At 60.6% G+C, this 18,019-nt stretch carries 16 protein-coding genes and 1 tRNA gene; 8 read left to right on the forward strand and 9 right to left on the reverse strand.

The features are described 5' to 3' along the window. The first annotated feature begins 62 nt into the window (after window positions 1-62). The 7 genes from ACQY5P_RS12505 to ACQY5P_RS12535 all read left to right on the forward strand — a co-directional run bounded on the left by ACQY5P_RS12505 (window position 63) and on the right by ACQY5P_RS12535 (window position 7,046). Window positions 63-1,850, forward strand: a complete 1,788-nt coding sequence (locus ACQY5P_RS12505) for a fatty acyl-AMP ligase (protein WP_428407202.1) — start codon at window positions 63-65, stop codon at window positions 1,848-1,850. A gap of 84 nt (window positions 1,851-1,934) precedes the next feature. Then, a complete protein-coding gene (locus tag ACQY5P_RS12510) occupies window positions 1,935-2,855 on the forward strand; it encodes an NAD-dependent epimerase/dehydratase family protein (protein WP_428407203.1) in 921 nt (306 codons plus the stop codon). A gap of 38 nt (window positions 2,856-2,893) precedes the next feature. Then, entirely contained in the window at window positions 2,894-3,157 is a 264-nt protein-coding gene (locus tag ACQY5P_RS12515) for an acyl carrier protein (RefSeq protein WP_375201856.1), read from the forward strand. 2 nt (window positions 3,158-3,159) lie between these two features. Next, the gene (gene spt / locus ACQY5P_RS12520) at window positions 3,160-4,368 is read left to right on the forward strand and encodes a serine palmitoyltransferase (protein WP_428407204.1); all 1,209 of its coding nucleotides are present in this window, start codon (window positions 3,160-3,162) and stop codon (window positions 4,366-4,368) included. A gap of 175 nt (window positions 4,369-4,543) precedes the next feature. Beyond that, entirely contained in the window at window positions 4,544-5,035 is a 492-nt protein-coding gene (locus ACQY5P_RS12525; protein ID WP_428407205.1) for a DUF2141 domain-containing protein, read from the forward strand. An 83-nt stretch (window positions 5,036-5,118) separates the two neighbouring features. After that, complete coding sequence (locus ACQY5P_RS12530) at window positions 5,119-6,270, forward strand: dATP pyrophosphohydrolase (RefSeq protein WP_428407206.1); 1,152 nt, start codon at window positions 5,119-5,121, stop codon at window positions 6,268-6,270. Beyond that, the gene (locus ACQY5P_RS12535; protein ID WP_428407207.1) at window positions 6,267-7,046 is read left to right on the forward strand and encodes a glutaminyl-peptide cyclotransferase; all 780 of its coding nucleotides are present in this window, start codon (window positions 6,267-6,269) and stop codon (window positions 7,044-7,046) included. The genes ACQY5P_RS12530 and ACQY5P_RS12535 overlap by 4 nt, the downstream gene beginning before the upstream one ends. 9 nt (window positions 7,047-7,055) lie before the next feature. Here ACQY5P_RS12535 and ACQY5P_RS12540 read toward each other — a convergent pair whose 3' ends face one another. The 7 genes from ACQY5P_RS12540 to ACQY5P_RS12570 all read right to left on the reverse strand — a co-directional run bounded on the left by ACQY5P_RS12540 (window position 7,056) and on the right by ACQY5P_RS12570 (window position 13,195). After that, entirely contained in the window at window positions 7,056-8,519 is a 1,464-nt protein-coding gene (locus ACQY5P_RS12540; protein ID WP_428407208.1) for an AMP nucleosidase, read from the reverse strand. 82 nt (window positions 8,520-8,601) lie between these two features. Further along, complete coding sequence (locus ACQY5P_RS12545) at window positions 8,602-9,441, reverse strand: cupin-like domain-containing protein (protein WP_428407209.1); 840 nt, start codon at window positions 9,439-9,441, stop codon at window positions 8,602-8,604. Between the two features lie 5 nt (window positions 9,442-9,446). Beyond that, window positions 9,447-10,580 carry a GNAT family N-acetyltransferase gene (locus ACQY5P_RS12550; RefSeq protein ID WP_428407210.1) on the reverse strand — a complete coding sequence of 378 codons (1,134 nt, stop codon included), beginning with the start codon at window positions 10,578-10,580 and terminating at the stop codon, window positions 9,447-9,449. A 123-nt stretch (window positions 10,581-10,703) separates the two neighbouring features. After that, on the reverse strand, window positions 10,704-10,913 hold the full coding sequence (locus tag ACQY5P_RS12555) for a Trm112 family protein (RefSeq protein ID WP_428407211.1): 210 nt from the start codon (window positions 10,911-10,913) through the stop codon (window positions 10,704-10,706). Between the two features lie 26 nt (window positions 10,914-10,939). Continuing rightward, window positions 10,940-11,599, reverse strand: coding sequence for an LON peptidase substrate-binding domain-containing protein (locus ACQY5P_RS12560; protein WP_428407212.1), 660 nt, complete (start codon window positions 11,597-11,599; stop codon window positions 10,940-10,942). Window positions 11,600-11,618: 19 nt separating this feature from the next. Then, window positions 11,619-12,542 (reverse strand): tetratricopeptide repeat protein, encoded by a 924-nt coding sequence (locus tag ACQY5P_RS12565; RefSeq protein ID WP_428407213.1) that lies wholly within the window; start codon window positions 12,540-12,542, stop codon window positions 11,619-11,621. A gap of 74 nt (window positions 12,543-12,616) precedes the next feature. Beyond that, window positions 12,617-13,195, reverse strand: coding sequence for a prolyl-tRNA synthetase associated domain-containing protein (locus tag ACQY5P_RS12570; protein ID WP_428407214.1), 579 nt, complete (start codon window positions 13,193-13,195; stop codon window positions 12,617-12,619). A 136-nt stretch (window positions 13,196-13,331) separates the two neighbouring features. On the opposite strand from ACQY5P_RS12570, the gene ACQY5P_RS12575 reads away from it, so the two are divergent. Further along, window positions 13,332-13,406: transfer RNA gene (locus tag ACQY5P_RS12575), tRNA-Gly, on the forward strand. A gap of 427 nt (window positions 13,407-13,833) precedes the next feature. Here ACQY5P_RS12575 and ACQY5P_RS12580 read toward each other — a convergent pair. Both ACQY5P_RS12580 and ACQY5P_RS12585 read right to left on the reverse strand, forming a co-directional pair. Next, window positions 13,834-15,942 carry a hypothetical protein gene (locus tag ACQY5P_RS12580; RefSeq protein ID WP_428407215.1) on the reverse strand — a complete coding sequence of 703 codons (2,109 nt, stop codon included), beginning with the start codon at window positions 15,940-15,942 and terminating at the stop codon, window positions 13,834-13,836. Window positions 15,943-16,068: 126 nt separating this feature from the next. Beyond that, window positions 16,069-17,691, reverse strand: a complete 1,623-nt coding sequence (locus ACQY5P_RS12585; protein ID WP_428407216.1) for a BCCT family transporter — start codon at window positions 17,689-17,691, stop codon at window positions 16,069-16,071. Between the last annotated feature and the right edge of the window lie 328 nt (window positions 17,692-18,019).

Raw genomic sequence — 18,019 nt, forward strand, 5'->3', positions numbered from 1 at the left:
GCCGGCTTTCCGTCCGGCGCTTAAAGAAGCCGGGAAGGCCGGAGAGAGTGCGGGGCGTAATCATGACCGTCAGTCAGCAAACGGAGCCGCAGACGGCGTTGCCCAGCAGCAATGCGTCTTTGCCCCACCAGCTCAGCGGCTTTGCAACGATTTGCGACGCGCTCGATTACGCCGCCCAGGGCGAGACGGGGTTCACCTTTTTCAATCTGCGCGGCGAAGTCGCTGCGACGCTGTCCTATTCAGAACTGCGCAAGCGTGCGCTCGCACTTGCAGCGAAACTCGCAGGAACATTCGAACGCGGCGATCGTCTCGCCGTCATCGCCGAGACAAGCCCTGACTTCATCGTCACATTTTACGCCTGCCAGTATGCGGGCCTCGTCCCGGCGCCAATGCCGATGCCCGTCAATCTCGGCGGCAAGGACGGTTACATCAACCAGATCCGCCAGATGATCGCGGGCGCGAAAGCCGCCGCCGCGATCGGTCCCGAAACACTGCGCGAGTTTCTCGACGAAGCCGCCGCGACCGCCGGCGGCGCCGACATCTACAGCTATGACGAACTGAACGCCCTCGAGGACAAAGGCGCGACGCCGCAGCGTTTCAGCGCAGATGAATATTGCTACATTCAGTATTCGTCCGGTTCGACAAGCGCGCCCAAAGGCGTCATCGGCCTGCAGCGTTCGGTCTGCGCCAACCTCACCGCCATCGCCCGCGACGGCATGGGGCTTAAGTCCGGCGACCGCGCCACAAGCTGGCTGCCGCTCTATCATGATATGGGACTGATCGGTTTCGTGCTGACGCCGATGACCGCGCAAGTCTCCGTCGACTTCCTCGCAACGTCGGATTTCGTGCGCCGCCCGCTTTTGTGGCTGCGCATCATGACCGAACAGAAGACGACGATCACCTACAGCCCGTCTTTCGGTTACGATCTCGCGGCGAAACGCTCCGCGCGCGCCGAGCCTGGCGCCATCGATCTTTCCGCCATTCGCGTCGCCGGTATTGGCGGCGACATGGTGCGTCCCGAAGCCCTCAATGCTTTCGCAGACGCCTTCGCCGATGTGGGATTCAACCGCAACGCCTTCACGCCGAGCTACGGCATGGCCGAAGCGACGCTTGCGATTTCCTTTCCGGAGCTCGGATCGCCGATCATCGTCGATGAAGTGGACATGCGCCACTATACGCGCTCCGGCGTCGCGCAACCTGCATCGACGCTCACCTCTCCCGAAAATCGCCGCGGCTTCGTTTTGTGCGGGCGCGCGCTTCCGGGTCATGAAATCCAGGTTCGGGACGAGAACAGCGCGCCTTGCGCCGAACGCCATGTGGGCCGCATCTACATCAAGGGGCCGAGCCTGACCCCGGGCTATTTCTCCGACGCTGACGCCACCAGCGCCATGTATGACGGCGAGTGGCTCGACACCGGCGACATGGGCTATTTCCTCAATGGCCAGATCGTCATTACCGGCCGTGCAAAAGACCTTATTATCATCAATGGCCGCAATATCTGGCCGCAGGACATTGAATGGGCGGTCGAGAAAGTCGACGGCGTTCGCGGCGGCGGGGTCGCGGCGTTTTCCGTCGATGACGGTCATGGCGAGCGCATTGTCGTCGTCGCCGAACGCCGCGGCATGGATGCGGACGCGCTCGCCGCGCTGAAGCGTGAAATCGCCGGCGTCGTGCAGAATGCCGTCGGCGCGCCGGCGGAGATCGTGCTCGCCCGGCCGCACTCTATGGTCATGACCTCGTCGGGCAAGCTTTCCCGCGCAAAGGTGAAGCAGAAATATCTCGACGGCGCCTTCGCGCAGGATGCCGGCGAAGACGAAGAAACGCGCCCGCTCGCCGAGGCGAGACTTTAAATTGGTCGCGGCGGGAACGCCGAATGGTATCCGTTTAAAGCGTAATGCTTTAAACTCCTGAAAACGCTCTGACCGGACACAAGAATGAAAGCGGCGCTAACAGGCGGCACCGGCTTTGTCGGCGCCGCGCTTATCGATTTGCTATTGAAAGAAGGCTGGGACGTCGCGGCGCTGGCGCGCGACCCGGCGCGGCTTCCGTCTGCAGACAAGCTGCGCGTCGTCAAAGGCCCGCTGGAAGATGAAACCGCGCTGGCGGCGCTCACAAAAGACGCGGATGTTTTGTTTCATCTAGCCGGGGTCACTCATGCGCGGGCGCGCCAAGATTACGAGCGCGTCAATGTGGCGGGCGCCGAGGCGGCGGCGCGAGCGGCGAAAAGGGCGGGCGCGAAACTCGTTCACGCCTCCTCCATGTCCGCGCGGCGGCCGGAAGTCTCTCCTTACGCCAAAAGCAAGTTCGACAGCGAAGGCGCCGTCGCAAGACCGGGCGGCGAATGGGTCGCCCTGCGCCTCCCCGCGATCTACGGGCCCCGGGACATGGTGACCCTGCCGTTTTTCAAGCTGGTGAAATCGGGCCTGGCGCTCGCTCCGGGAACGAAGCCTCCCGCCCGCGCCTCGATCCTTTATGTCGAGGATGCGGCCGGCGCGCTGCTGGCGGGCGTTTCGGCCCCGCACGGCGCGGTCTATGAAGTCGCGGATGAGCGGCCCGAGGGGTGGGCCTGGACCGAGATCGGCGCCGCCCTGGGCGAAGTTTTCGGCCGACGCACGCGCCCAATTGCTGTTCCGCGACGCGTCATCGCCGCCTATCATGGCGCGGTGAGAACTGTGGAAGGGGCGCTCGGCCGGGGCCCCAGCGTGCGGGAGGGACAGATCAACGAGTTTTTCCACCCGGACTGGGTGGCGCGGGACAACCTTTTGAGCGAAGCCACGGCCTGGAGGCCGACGACGCCGTTAAAAGAAGGATTTGCCAAAACCGCCTGTTGGTATCAAGAACGCGGTTTGCTTTAATCAGGCGCGGGGAAATGCGCCTCCAGGGAGACATGACGATGTCCGGCATTCAGGAAGACGACGACCTCGTATTCCACAAGATCACCTCGCTTCTCGAGCCGCTCAATGAAAAGGGCGTGAAGCTGACCCGCGAGACCGACATCATCGCCGATCTCGAAATCGACAGCGTCTCCCTTCTCGATGTCGTCATGGACATCGAAGACAATTACGACATCTCCATCCCGGTCAACACGATCTCCGAGATCAAGACCATCGGCGAACTTGTGGACGCCATTCACAAGATCAAGAAAGAACAATCGTAAAGATGAGCCTGTTTGACAAATTCGAGAAGAACGCCGCGCTCTATGACCATCTGTCGGCGATCGGGAAAAATCCGTTCACGGTCGTCATGGAGGAAGTGCTCGGGCCGACCCGCGCGAAGATCAAAGGCCGAGAAACAGTGCTCGCCGGCACGCATAATTATCTCGGACAGAATTTCGAGCCGAGCGCCATCGCCGCGGCGAAAGAAGCGCTCGATCACGAAGGCACGGGCACTACGGGATCGCGCGTCGCCAATGGCACTTTCGCGGGGCACAAAAAGCTTGAGCAAGACCTCGCCGACTATCTCGGCATGCAGCATTGCCTCGTTTTTTCCACCGGCTACGCCGCCAATCTCGGCGCCATCGCCGGGCTCGTCGACCGCAGCGAAGATGTGGTCTTGATCGACGCCGATTGCCACGCCTGCATCTATGACGGCTGCGGACTTTCAGGCGCGGAGACGATCCGCTTCCGTCACAACGATCCGGAAAGCCTAGACAAGCGCCTCGCGCGCCTCGATCCGAAATATAACGGCAAGCTTGTCTGCATCGAAGGGATGTATTCGATGTATGGCGACATCGCCCCGGTTAAGGAATTCGTCGAGGTCGCGCACAAACACGGCGCCATGCTGCTCGTCGATGAGGCGCATTCCTTCGGCGTTTACGGAGAGACCGGCAAAGGCGTTTCCGAGGCCCAGGGCGTCATGGACCAGATCGATTTTTACACCGGCACCTTTTCAAAGGCGCTGGCGGCGATCGGCGGTTTCCTCGCTTCGAACCACCGCGAGGCCGAATATCTGCGCATTTCGTCAAACCCCTACCGCTTCACCGCCTCGCCCTCGCCGGCGACCATTGCATCGGCGGGCGCCGCGCTCGCCAATATCAAGGCGCATTCCGAGATCCGGGAGAAACTCTGGGAGAACGCCAAGCGCCTCCATGCGGCGCTCACGCAATACGGCCTCAGGCTTGCGGCCGAGCCGGCGCCGGTTATTTCCGTCTTGCTGCCGACGCGCGAAGACGCCTTTGAGGCCTGGAGCTTCCTTCTGGAACAGGGCGTTTACGTCAATATGGCGGTCCCGCCGGGAACGCCGGGCAAGGACTCGCTCTTAAGGCTCGCGGTCTCCTCCGCGCACACCAATGACGATATCGACCGGCTTGTCGCCGCCTATGGCGCGCTCGCCGAGGCCTTTCCCTCCGCACGGGTCGCCGCGGCCTGACCTACACGCAGGTGTCGCAAATCCTTGCTAGAGGGACGGACCGGATTGGTTGAAACGCGGCCGGGACGCGGGTTCACAAACGCGTCAGGCGCAAAAGCGCCCTATTTCGCCCCTATCATCGGCGTTGACGACGCCTATATGGGGCGGCTCGCGGATAAAGTTTGAGGAGCCCAATGTGAAGCGTATCGGGATCATTGCAAGCGTCGCGCTGGCCGCCATGGCGGCGCCGTCCTTCGCAAAAAAGGCGGAAATCACCGAAGCGGATTTCACCTTCGACCATGTAAGTTGCACCGGCGCGGAAAACGAAATCCGCGTCATTATTTCGGGCCTGAAAAAGAGCTCGGGCCTTGTCACCGTCGATCTCTTTCCCAATCGCGAGGAAGGCTTTCTGCGCGGACGCGGCCGTATCGATCAGGTGAAATTCGCCGCGAAAGCGCCCGTAACGAAGCTTTGCCTCCACGCGCCGGAAAGCGGGCTCTTCGCGATGTCGGCCTATCACGACGAAAACGCCAATGGCGATTTCGACAAGACCGGACTTGGCCTTCCGGCCGAGCCCTGGGGCATCTCCAACAACCCCAAGGTCGTGTTCGCCCCGCCGCCGGTGGAAAAGGCGCTGTTTGAGGTGACGGCCGAGGGCGGCGCCCGCGTCAACATCGAGCTGAACTAGGCGCCATCCGCTGAGCGCTCATTTTACTGGGCGCTCATTCGCGCTAAGGTCCCGAAAAAGCTCGCTATCGGATCACAACGCGCATGCTCGACAAGACAGCCGCAATTGATATTCGCCCCGTTGAAACGGCGGAAGACCTTAAGACCTTCATTCGCATGGCGAACGGTCTTTATGCGGATGATCCGAATTATGTGGCGCCGCTCGAATACGAACTTTCGGCGCGGCTCGACGCCGGCAAGAATCCCTCAATCAAAGGCCTGCCCTTGAAGCGCTGGGTGGCCTACAAAAACGGCGCGCCGGCGGGGCGCATCCAGGCGCTCGTCAACAAAGCCCATCTCGACCGCCATCAGGACGGCGCCGGCCATTTCGGCTTTTTCGAATGCATTAACGATCAGGCGGTCGCGCAGGTCCTGCTCGAAACCGCGGCCAAATGGCTGAAAAGCCAGGGCATGTCGAAAATTCTAGGCCCCTTCAACAACTGCATTAACGAGGAAACCGGACTGCTCGTTTCCGGCTTCGACACGCCGCCCTATGTGATGATGCCCCATGGACGGCCCTATTACGCGAAGCTTTTGGAGGCTGAGGGTTTTTCAAAAGCCGTGGACATGCACGCCCTTCAATATGTGCCGCGTCCGCACTTGATGCCGGAAAAGCGCCAGCGCTTTATCGACAAGGCGCTTTCGAATCCGAAAGTCGCCTTCCGCAATATCGACATGTCGGATTTCAAGACTGAAATCAGACGGCTCATCCATATCTTCAACGACGCCTGGAGCGATAACTGGGGCTTTATTCCGTTTACCGAAGACCAGATCGAACACATGGCCGCGGAACTGCGGCCCATCATTTCGCCCTACAACGTCGTCTTCTGCGACTATGACGGAGAGCCGGCGGCGTTCAGCCTTGTCCTGCCCGACGTCAATAATCTCACTCGCGATTTCGGCGGCAAGCTGCTGCCGTTCAACTGGGCGAAGCTGGTCTGGCGCCTGAAATTCCAGCCGATCCCTCGCGCGCGCATGCCGCTGATGGGCGTCGTGCGCAAACTGCAAAGAAAACCCGTCGGCACGGCGCTCGCCTACAAGATGATCCAGCTGTCGCAGGACGCCAATGTCTCGCGCGGCGTCATTCATTCGGAGCTCTCGTGGATTCTCGAAAGCAATGAATCCATGCTCAACATGCTGCTCGACATGGGCGCAGAAATCTACAAAACCTATCGCATGTATGAGAAGCCGCTGTGAAACTGATTGTTGCGTTCCTGACGATGCTTGTAGGCGCGACAGGCGCCGCTTATGCGCAGCAGCCCCTCGAGCCGCTGCTTTACAGCTACCGCATTCTTGAAACATACCCTCATTCCCGCGACGCCTTCACCCAAGGGCTATTTTTTCACGAGGGCGCGCTTTACGAATCCACCGGCCAGTATGGCGAATCCTCCCTGCGGCTGGTGGAGTTGGAAAGCGGTGAAGTGGTCCGTAAAACCGACCTGCCGCAGTCCTATTTCGGCGAAGGCGCGGCCCATGCCGGCGGCGACATCTTCATGCTGAGCTGGCGCGAAGGCGCCGCTTTCCGCTTCGGCGCCGACGATTTCGATCTCAAGAACAGCTACGCCTATGAAGGCGAAGGCTGGGGCCTCACCTATGATGGCGAACACCTCATCATGAGCGATGGCACGCCGGAATTGCGCTTCATTGACCCCGATAGTTTCGCCGAAGAGCGCCGCCTTGAGGTGACCCTGCGCGGCAAGCCGTTGGGTCAGCTCAACGAACTCGAATGGGTGGACGGCGCGATTTACGCCAATGTCTGGAAGACGAATGCGCTTGTGAGGATCGATCCGGAGGGCGGCGCCGTCACCGCCATTGTGGACATGCGCGGCCTGCTCGAAGCCGAGGACATCGTCCCCGGCGAGACGGACGTGTTGAATGGCGTCGCCCATGCAGGCGAAGACGACATTCTCTACGTCACCGGCAAATACTGGCCGAAGCTCTTCAAGATCGAGCTCATCGAGATGACGAATTAACGCCAGAGACTAGCGAAAGAACGGCTCGTCGAAACTTCTGAGCTTGCGCGAATGAAGGGTGCCTGCTCGCGCTTCCTCACGCAGAAGATCGATGGCGCGAATGCCGATGTCGAGATGCTGGCTGATGCGCTCCTGATAAAATGCGTCCGCCATGCCGGGCAGCTTCACCTCGCCATGGAGCGGCCGGTCGGAGACGCACAGGAGCGTTCCGTAAGGCACGCGGTAGCGATAGCCGTTGGCGGCGATGGTCGCCGATTCCATGTCGATGGCGATGGCGCGCGCCTGATTGAGCCTGACGGCGTTCCGCTCGAAGCGAAGCTCCCAGTTACGATCGCCCGTGGTGACGACCGTGCCTGTGCGCAGATGCTCCTTCAGCTTTTCCTTTCCAATGCCGGAGACTTCCTGCACCGCCTGCGTCATCGCAAGCTGCACTTCGGCGAGGGTCGGCAGCGGCACGGAAGGCGGCAGGACGTCGTCGAGCACATTATCCTCGCGCAAGTAAGCGTGGGCGAGAACATAGTCACCGAGCCGCTGCGATCGGCGCAGGCCGCCGCAATGGCCTATCATCAGCCAGACATGGGGGCGCAGCACCGCGAGATGGTCCGTGATCGTTTTCGCGTTAGAGGGGCCCACGCCGATATTCACCAGCGTCACGCCGTCATGGCCTTTCTGGACAAGGTGATAGGCCGGCATTTGCGGCAGGCGCACCACAGGCGGCGTCGCCGGCTTTTGCGATTTCGTTGTAATACGGTCGCCGGGTTCGATGAGCGCGTCGGCGCAGCCCGCCTCGACCTCTGCCTTCGCATAGTCCACGAACTCATCCACATAACGCTGATAGTTCGTAAACAGAATATAGTTCTGGAAATGCTCTGGTTTCGTCGCCGTGTAATGCTGAATGCGGTGGAGGGAATAGTCGACGCGCTCCGCCGTAAAGAGCGACAGCGGCATCGCGCCGTGGCGCTTCAGGATGAACTGGCCATCGACGATGTCGTCATTGGTGGAGACGAGGTTCGGCGTGTGGAAATGATACTGAAGCTGGTTGCGCTTGTCGGCGGTGAGACTCGCCGTCGCCTTTTCGAGGGCGAAAGTCAGCGGGATCGGCGTGAAGGACCGGCCGACGAACACCTTCGCGGAATAGCGCTCAATGATGTAAGAGAGCTGGGCCTGAAAATACTTCGCGAACAGCGCCGGATGCGTCACCGTCGTTCCGTGGACGCTGACCGCTGCAATCTGGCCCAGGGCGAGTTTCGAGGTCTGCGGCGCGGCCTCGGCGGGCACCACCGCGCATAGATAGGGATAGACGGCGCCGCCGCCCTCCTCCATCGCCCCGCCTGCAAGATAGCGGTCGAAGCGCTCGCGGGTGAGCGCATGCGCCTCGTCATAGAGCGCCTCGAGCCGCGCCGTCGCCTCTTCGGGGCTGGCGCATTGGGCGAGATCGCTGGCGGGGACGTCGAAATCCAGCATTTCCGCCATGCTTGCCTCCCTGAAAATCAAAAAAAGTCCCGCTCTTTACACCAGCCCAGAGCCATAGACCAGCGCCAGCAATATCAAGTCATTAAGAGCGTTTGAGGCGCGCCGCCAGCCGCGCGGCGAGGATAGCCGCCCGGTCGCGCATGGGCGCGGCGCCGGGGCGCGGCGGCGTCAGCCCCTTGGACCGGAGCCAGCCATTGGCGCGGCGCAGCTGCGCCTCGGCGTCGGACGCCTCCGACCGCCAGGTCACGGACAGCGAGACCGAGACCTCCGGGCCGACCTTCACCCAATGGGGAGACTTCAGCGGCACATAAAGCGCGTCGCCGGGTGAGAGCTCTACGTTCTCTGCGAGAGAGGCATACTCATCTTTATACGGAAGGTTTCGGTGTCCGCCGGCGCGGTGAAAAGCTTCATGCTGTTCATCCGTGACAATCGCATCGGCCTTCGCAGGGAAGATCGTGAATGTCTTTGTTCCCCTCATCTGCATCAGAATATTGTGCTCAGGGTCCATGTGAAATGGCGTCACGGAGGCAGGCGAAGAAACGAAGATGAAGCCTTCGCATTTATGCATCTCGCCCGTCGCCGCTTTCACCGACGGCGCTACATCGGCGGCGCAACCTTCCAACAGCGCCGCATAATCCCCATCCTGTTCGATATTTTTTAGCACGATCCAGGATTTGTTTTCGGCGATGCGGCGCACCGTCTCTTCCGGCGTGAGGCCGTTCATGGGCGTTTTCGCCGGATCCTGACCGATGGGAAGGTCGCCGGAATTATATTCGACGGCGCTCTCAGGAAGCACGCGGGCGAGCACGACGAGCCTATCGATCTCCAACAACGGATGATCGGTCAGATGATGGCGGAGCCGCGCTGGCAAGTTCGGATAGCTCGCAGAAAATGGGCGCAAGGAGGCGGGATCAAATACCATCTCCGCTATTCCTTGGGAAACCGGTCGCGGGCGCCCTCAAGCGCTTTCGCAAGCGCCAGCCCGGCCTTGGAGCCCAGGCCCCGCCCGCTCACATTGAGGCCGGTAACCACCCGCCGCGCGCGCCACAGTCCGTTGATCATGGAATGATCGGGCGCGGCGCAGCTATCCGCGAACCGGAATCCTTCGCGCGCAAGAAGCGAGCGCATGGCTTCGATTTCGATCATCACACCCGGCGAAAACCGGTCGAAAGCGGGATCGTGACAAATCTTGAGAGAATAACCCACGCCGCCCTCCATGAGTGTCGCCAGCATTGCAATCGGGCGGAAATCGATGTCGAGCCGCATGAAATGCAGCGCGTCCGCTTCATGAGCGCGTCGCAATGTGTTCCTGAACCAGTCTGCGTCGCGCTCGCTGGATTTCAGCGACGTGCCTTTCTTCCCTTTCCAGCCCTTGTCTTCAAGAATGAGGAACTCTTCCGTCCAGGCGGCGATATCGTCCGTAGGCGTTGCTTCGCGCACGGCGATATCGCCCAGTTCATTGAGGCGATTGCGCAGGCGTTGAAGCTCTTTACGTTTCTTTTTGCGCACATGGACGGCGAGCGTCGTTTCAACACTTGCGCCACCTTGGAGCGCCGCGCGCGAGATCGCGCCTGCCTCATAGGCTAGGCGCTTCTTCGCTTTCGCCGCCGCTAACGCGGCTTTATAAACCGGCCCGTCCCGCTCGATACGGCCGAGCCGGACGAAGCAGCGCGCCTCTTCGCCGTCGCCGAGCAGCGCGAACAGCTCCTTGAAAGCTTCTTCCTCAAATCCTCGCGCAATCAGCGGCGCGCCGTAATAACAATGAGGATGGGTCCATGTCGCCCAGTAGCGATAAGGGAGGCGCGCATAGAAACGCCGTTTTTCCACGGGCCAGAGCGCGATCAGCCGCGCGCCGAGCCAGACGCAGGCGAGCCGGGTCTTATCGTCTCCATACGCCTCGAGCGCCGGCAGCAGCGCCGGAGCGGAAAAGAAAGGGTTTTCCTCAAGGAGCTCTTCGCCTAGCGCAGCAATGGCGGGCTCTAGCGCCAGCGCCTCCCCGCAAGACACGAGTGCGGCGCGCAGCCCGGCATCCTTCCCAGCGATCACCTCTTGCGCGGTCACGCGCCCTGTCTCCCGAAACTGTTTCCCTGCGGCACAAGCGGAGGCGCAACAGCGCCAGCCTGTCCCGATTTCTTGCACAGTCCGGGCCGGATGGTCTCCCTCATACAGGTTAAAACTGCGGCTTTAGAGCGCGCGGAGCTCTTCGTCGGAGAGGCTGCGCGCCTCGTCCACCAGCATGATGGGAACGCCGTCGCGCACCGGATAGGCGAGCCCGGCTTTCTTGCTCAGAAGTTCGCCGTTCTTGCGGTCGTAGACCAAGGGGCCCCGCGTCTGGGGACAGACGAGAATTTCCAACAGCCGGTTGTCGATTTCCGGCGCGTCCGCGTCCGTCATCTTTGCATCTCCCTTTTGCGCGCCGCCTATTGAAGCGGGGCGTCGTCATCTTCCACGCCGCCCGCAAGCTCCATCAGCGCCGTCAGGCACCGCGCCTGATCCGCTAATGTCTTCGCTTCGAGGAGCGCCTGTTTTTCGTTCGGCTGGAAAGGACAGCCCATGGCGAGCGACACCACCAGCGCCTCGATGGGCGCGGCGGCGGCCTTGTCCCATTCGATCTCCAATTGCTCCGTATCGAGATAATCCTGAAGCGCATGGAGAAGGTCGTCACGATCGACCGCGTCCACCGTCATGTCGGGTTCGCCGTCGGCGCCGAAAGCCGACCAGTCGGGGCGCGCCACGCGATATGGCGTGTCGCCGGCGATTTCCTCCGCCAGACGGAAGCGGCGCGTGCCGGTGAGGTTGATGAGATAGCGGCCGTCGCCGGTTTCGGCGAAAGAGGTGATGCGCCCGGCGCAGCCGGCGTCGTAAAGTACGGGCTTTTCAGGGTTCGCCTCATCGCGCGGCTGGATCATGCCGATGAGACGGTCTCCGGCGAGCGCGGCGTCCACCATGGCGAGATAGCGCGGTTCGAAGATATTGAGGGGCATCTGACCGCCCGGCAGCAACAGGGCACCCGCCAGCGGAAACAGGGGCAGCGTCTCCGGCTTCGCATTCAGTCTTGCGGGACCTCTCGTCCCCTTCATGGGCGTTCGCTCCCGATCTTTAAGAAAACAGGATCGACGACAGGCGCCGCCGGCCGCGCACTGTGGCGGGGTGCGCGTGGCCCAGCGCCTCGAACACGGTGAGAAGTTTCTGGCGCGCTTCGCCTTCACGCCACTCGCGGTCGCGTTCGATGACGGCGAGCAATTCGTCGATCGCCTTCTCCATGGACCCGGCGCCGAGATAGCCCTCCGCCAGGGCGAAGCGTTTGTCGAGATCTTCAGGCGCGCCCGCCGCCGCCGCTTCAAGGGCGGCCACGTCGCCGCCATTCCCGCTTTCCGCAAGAGCGAGCGCAGCCTTGAGGCTCGCCACCGCCGGATCTTTTTGCTTGGCTTCCGGGATCATGGCGAGCGTGTCGCGCGCCTGATCTTTGTCGCCGAGCGCCAGATGACAGCGCGCAAGGCCTGCCAGCGCGGCGATGTTTTCGGGATCGGCCTGTGCGGCCGAGGCGTAGAAATGCGCCGCCGTCGTCACATCACCCGCGGCGAAAGCGGCCTCGCCTGCGGCGAAATAATCCTCGTCCTGGCCGCCCATCCCAGAGGCGCCGTCCGCCTGCGGCAGGCGCTCGATGAACTTCTTGATTTCGCTTTCAGGGAGCGCACCTTGAAACCCGTCAATAGGCCGCCCCTGGAAAAACGCATAGACCGTCGGGATCGACTGTATGCGCATCTGCGAGGCGAGCATCTGGTTCTTGTCGATGTCGATCTTGACCATCTTGACCTTGCCCTTCGCCGCGCGCACCGCACGCTCGAGAAGGGGCCCAAGCTGTTTGCAGGGGCCGCACCAGTCAGCCCAGAAATCCACAATGACGGGCGTCGTCATGGAGGCGGCGAGAACATCCGCCTCAAAGGTCTCAATGGTGGCGTCCTTGATCAGATCCGCATCCGCCTGCCCTGCTTGGGCGCCGCCGCCGATGATCTCGCTCATGCTCAGGTCTCCATGTCTTTCCCTCATTAAATGAGGGCGCGCGCAGGGAAACGCAACCGCCAAGGCGGGCCGTTTCACCCCTCAAACGGCGCGGCGAGGTCGAGAATCCGGGGCTCAAAGCCGCAGGCCTCCACGAATTTCACGAGGTCGCCGGACGAAACCGCCGTCGAAGCCGTGTTTTCCAGCGGATGAAACCATACCGGATCGTGGGCGAGGAGCGCCGTATCGAGAATGACGGCGGAGAGCGCCCGGGCGCTGTCATTGACGAGGGCGAAAGGCGTCACTGCGCCGGGAATGACCCCCATGGTCGCGGTCATCAGCTCCGGCTTACCGAAAGAAAGCCGGCCTTTCGCGCCGAGGCGCTTGCCCAGCCCCACGAGATCGACCTGCGTCTCGCCAAGGGCGACCGCCAGATAGAGAGCGCCCTTTTTATCCTTGAGGAAAAGGTTCTTCGAATGCCCGCCGGGCATCGCTTTCTTATAGTCCCGGCCCTCCTCGACAGTGAAAATCGCCGGATGTTCGACGTTTTTATGAGCGATGCCGAGCGCATCCAGAAACGCGAAAAGATCGGCGCGGGTTTTCGCTTCCTGCGACGGGACTGGGCCCTCGCCGCCCGGTTTCTCCGTCCTGTCTTCACCCTCTTCAAGGCTCATGGCCCGGTCTCCGTTCATCCCCTTCGGCAGCCTTCAGGCCCCGGTTTTACCGCTCGATTCCTGCTTGCATTGCGTTCGCCCCTCGTGCATATAGCGGCCCCTGTCGCGGCTCAAGCGGGCTGCGGACGGGCGCCGAGCGGGCGTAGCTCAGGGGTAGAGCACAACCTTGCCAAGGTTGGGGTCGTGAGTTCGAATCTCATCGCCCGCTCCATTTTTCTAAAAGCGCCGTGGACAACCGGAGGCTGAAAAACCGGTCATGGCTTCTTAAATATTAACGGAACCTCTTCAACTTGCACGTTGTTGGAAAAAGTGCCGAAGCGGCTCTATAATTCGTTGATCGGCAGAGTCATTACGCGATAGGCTGTAGGCAACTGGTCGGAAGGCGGAAGAAAACATGGCTCTAAAAGTTAACCAATCCGCGGCAGAAGCGATCAGCGACAGGCGGCGGCGAATTGAACCTCTCGCCCAGATTTTTCGGCGCAACACAAATTTAGGCCAAAGTCTTTCCAAACTTGTTCCTCAAGAAGCGCTTGAGGACAAGGAAAACAAATCTCGCGCCCACTGGACCATTGAAGAAGGCCGGTTGACCCTCAAACGCGGCGCCTCGCGGCAAAAATAAGCAGAATTTCGCCACGCTCCTAGTCGCGACCCGGCGTGTCCGGATTGCACCGCGTCAGCCCCCAACCATCTTTGTGAAACACGCGCCCGAAGGCCGGGCCAGAGCGCTGCTCTTCCATGGGCCGGTAGATTGGGCGTTGGTCCGTCAATTTCCAAAGCCAACTTTTTTTGTCCGTCGACTCCCGTCCATCAAGGGTGCTGCTCTTGCGCCGCTCATTTGAAATCGTAATCAATACGGCTTCTGCATTGACTGGAAGTTCGATGGACTTGCTAGACCAGATGCTGGCGTCCTTCCAGAGTCCGATCGATGATGAACAATGCGGTTGCGGATCACCAGCCGCCTCGGCTTGCCGAATGCGTTGTTCATTCGACCTTTGAACAAGCGCGAAAGACGTAAGGGTCAGGACAGAACTTCCGGGGTCGTCAGCAAGAACGGTTGCATAGCGCGCCGGCCAGCGCTCATTAATCTGGGCGCTATCCATCAAGATTGCAATTACGAGATCGGGGCCAATAGAACGCAGCACTTCCTGGCCGGGATCAATCCGCGCAAGGTCCTCACAGATCAGCGTCGCGAAGCTGGAGCTATCGCGAAACCTGAAAAAATTGAGCTTTCGATTCCGGGGAGGCAACTTCTCCCAGGTATCCAATCCTTTGTTCAGAATATGGGACAACCGGTAAGTTTCAATTTGTGTTTCGTCTAGGCGCCAGCGGTGATGCTTCGATTGAAGGTCGGCGACAAACTGCGGCTCATCATTGCCTTGACGGTCATAAAAACTTGCTATGCGAACAAAATTGCCGTGCCCGACCTCGTCATTCACCAATCCTGCAACAAGGAACTCAACCTCGAAAAAAGGATGGCCTTTGGGCGCAGAAAAGATAGCGTCCTCAAGAGCGGCGCAGTGTTCAAGCGTCAGCGACGCTTCTGGAAAAACAATGGCATCGACCTTTCCCGCTTCTTTGTCTGCAACTGTGCATAAATTCCGCACGAATGTGACAAATTCGGAAGGATCGACGTCATCCAACCATCGCGGCTTTATGTTGAAAAACGTCCAGTCCCGATCGGACATGGGTTTTTCCGGATTAAATGCGTCAGCATGCAGATAATACGGCAGCGGAATTAGAAGGATGTTTAGCGGGGTGCGGTCCGCTTTGTCAGAACGGCTGCATATATCCCACTGAGCGCCCGTCGCCCCAATCGGGGGAAGCAATGCGAGATTCATCGACAAAGACCGAATGCTGCATCCGACAGACGGCGTCACCGATTTCGGCAGCACCGTGGCGATTTCCGGCGGCACCCGCGCCGCCAGCGTTGGCAGCGCCAGCACGGAATCGTCAAACTGGAATTGAGCGTCGATAGACATGTCTAGCGCGAATGCCGGATAAGACGGCACCGGCGCCGGCCCCTCCAAAGGAACCGGAAATCCGATTCCTTCACACAAAGAATCAGACAGGACGAGAAGATCGATGACGCTCTGCCACCAGTGTTGAATCAACGCCTGGGCGGAGCCGGCGCCGCTCGCGCTTTGGGGCGTGCCGATAAGGCATCGATAGTGCGACAGAAATCGGCGCCAATACTCGCCGACACCTTTCTCAACGATGTCATTGCACTTGCCGGCGATTTGCAAAAGGTCTGTATAATGAACGGTGGCGGCCCGTTCCTTTTCATCGAGGCTGTCAGGGTCAATTTCATCGTCGTGATTCTCACGATCAAGAACCGCAAATATTTCAGAGCTGAGACGGTCGAATTCGCGCGCCGCCGCCTTTGCATGCGCGAGCTCCGGCTTAAGCTCGGCGCGAACCTTTTCGACAGTCAGATAGACGTCTTGGCTGACAGTGAGATATTCGCGCGGGCCCGGGGCGCTGGCCTCCCGAGAGCCTGGATAAACAAACGGCGCAATGCCGGCGAGCTTGGTGATGTAAGAAGCGATCAGGAATATATCTGGCAAAGGCGGAGGCGTCGTGAAGCGCGCCGGAACCATCACGCCTTCAATTTCCACCTTGGTTCGGTCGCCGCTGGTTTCATCAGTGGTTCCGTTTGGCAACAGCAGTTTTAGCAAACGCGCCAGGGTCAGCCCGGGCGCGCCTGAAGGTCCAGTCGCATGATCGTGCCCCGAAGACTCTTCAGCCACCGTCCCCACCGATGATCGCCCCACCGATCACCGAGGCATTGTGCCAATCGCTGGCGATATTGCAATTTATTTCAGATCTCCGGCACAGTGCTCAATCTATAGTTGACCAACGGATCACCCCCACACTCAAGGCGTGGTGACCGCTGCGCCTTTGGCCTTGAGCTCTTCCCTGAGGCCCCGGAAAAGGCTGAGGCAGCAAACGAGCAGGATCAGCGTGAAAGGGAGCCCCGCTGTGATCGCCCCGGCCTGGAGCGATGTCAGCGCCGCCGAACCGCCGCCCACCAGAAGGACGACTGCGATCAGCCCCTCCATGGTCGCCCAGAAAACGCGCTGCGGCGTCGGCGCGTGAAGCTTGCCGCCCGCGGTGATGCTGTCGATGACGAGCGAGCCCGAATCCGACGAGGTCACGAAAAAGACGACCAGAAGGACGATCGCCACGAAGGACGAAAGCTCCGCAAACGGAAGATTCTCCAGCATCTGAAAGAGCACCAGCGAGACGTCGGTAACCCCGGACGGAAGATCACCGACGCCAGACTTCACCTGATCGATCGCCGTCGCGCCGAACGACGTGAACCAGATCACCGCCACCACCACCGGCACGGCCATGACGGCTAGCAGAAATTCGCGAATGGTGCGCCCGCGCGACACGCGGGCGATGAACATGCCGACGAAGGGCGACCAGGATATCCACCACGCCCAGTAAAAGATCGTCCAGCCGTGAAACCATTCCGTATCCTCGCGGCCGACCCAGTTGGAAAGGCGCAGGCTGTCAGTGACGTAAGATAGCGCGTTGACGCCATAGCCTTTGAAAATGGCGAGGGTCGGGCCGGCGATAATGACAAATACCAGAAGCGCAATGGCGATGAGGACATTGACGTTGCTGAGGATGCGCACGCCCTGATCGAGACCGCGCACTACGGAAAAAATCGCCATGGCGGTGATGCCGCCGATGAGAATTATCTGCGTCGTGAGGCCGCTGCCGACGCCAAAAAGAAAATCCAGCCCGCTCGCCGCCTGCTTTGCGCCGAGGCCGAGCGACGTCGCAAGGCCGAAGATCGTCGCAACCACTGCGATGATATCGATGATGTGACCGGGCCAGCCCCAGACCCGCTCGCCCAGAAGCGGATAAAACGCCGAACGGATGGTGAGCGGCAGCCCTTTGTTGAACGTGAAGAAGGCGAGGGCGAGACCGATCACTGCATAGACGGCCCAGGGCGTCACGCCCCAGTGAAAAATCGTGGCGCTAAAGGCGAGTTTTTCCGCCGCCGGCGTGCGCGGCGCAACATCGAGCGGCGTGCCGAACCAGTCTGTGTAATAGGCCGTGGGCTCGGCGGCGCCGTAAAACACCATGCCGATGCCGACGCCCGCCGAAAACAGCATGGAAAGCCAGGAGAGCGTGCCGAAATCAGGCCGCGCCTCTTCGCCGCCAAGTCTGATTTTGCCGAGAGGGGAAAACCCTAAAAACACGCAAAAGAGGACGACAATGTTGGTGGCGATGACGAACAGCCAGTCGAAATGCTGCAGCGTCCAGTCGCGCGCGCCTGTCAACACGCCGCCGGCGCTGTCAGGAAACATCAGCACCGATCCGGCGAAGCTGAGGATCAGCGCAGCGCTCGCGAAGAAAACCGGGTTATGTATGTCCAGGCCTAAAAACTCGATATTGTCCTGACCTGTCGTGTAATCTGTTTCATAAACCGACTCTTCGGGAGCCAGTTCTTCGGGCAACAGTTCTTCGTTTTCATTGGTCACGCGCGATGCTCCGTCAGCGCCGAGGGGGCGCCGCTTTCAAGGGATCGGGGGAGGGTCAAGCCGCGGCCGCTGGCCGCCGCTTAGTCTTTTATGGGCTTTCGCCCCGGTTCCAGCTGCGGCTGACGCGCGGAACGGTCGGTCGGAAAATCCAGCGGCGGGTGTCGATAAAAAAATTTGTCCGTATGCCGCCTATGAAGCGGCATCCTGCCAGGTGACGAACGGCGGATCGCCGCAACATTGGGTGATGGAGCCGTTATAGAGCCTCAATCGAAAAACGAAACCGTCGGTCCCGGCTTATTCAGCGGCTACGGCAAGGTCCTGTTTTCTG

Source organism: Hyphococcus sp. (assembly GCF_965267305.1).
Lineage (GTDB): Bacteria > Pseudomonadota > Alphaproteobacteria > Caulobacterales > Parvularculaceae > Hyphococcus.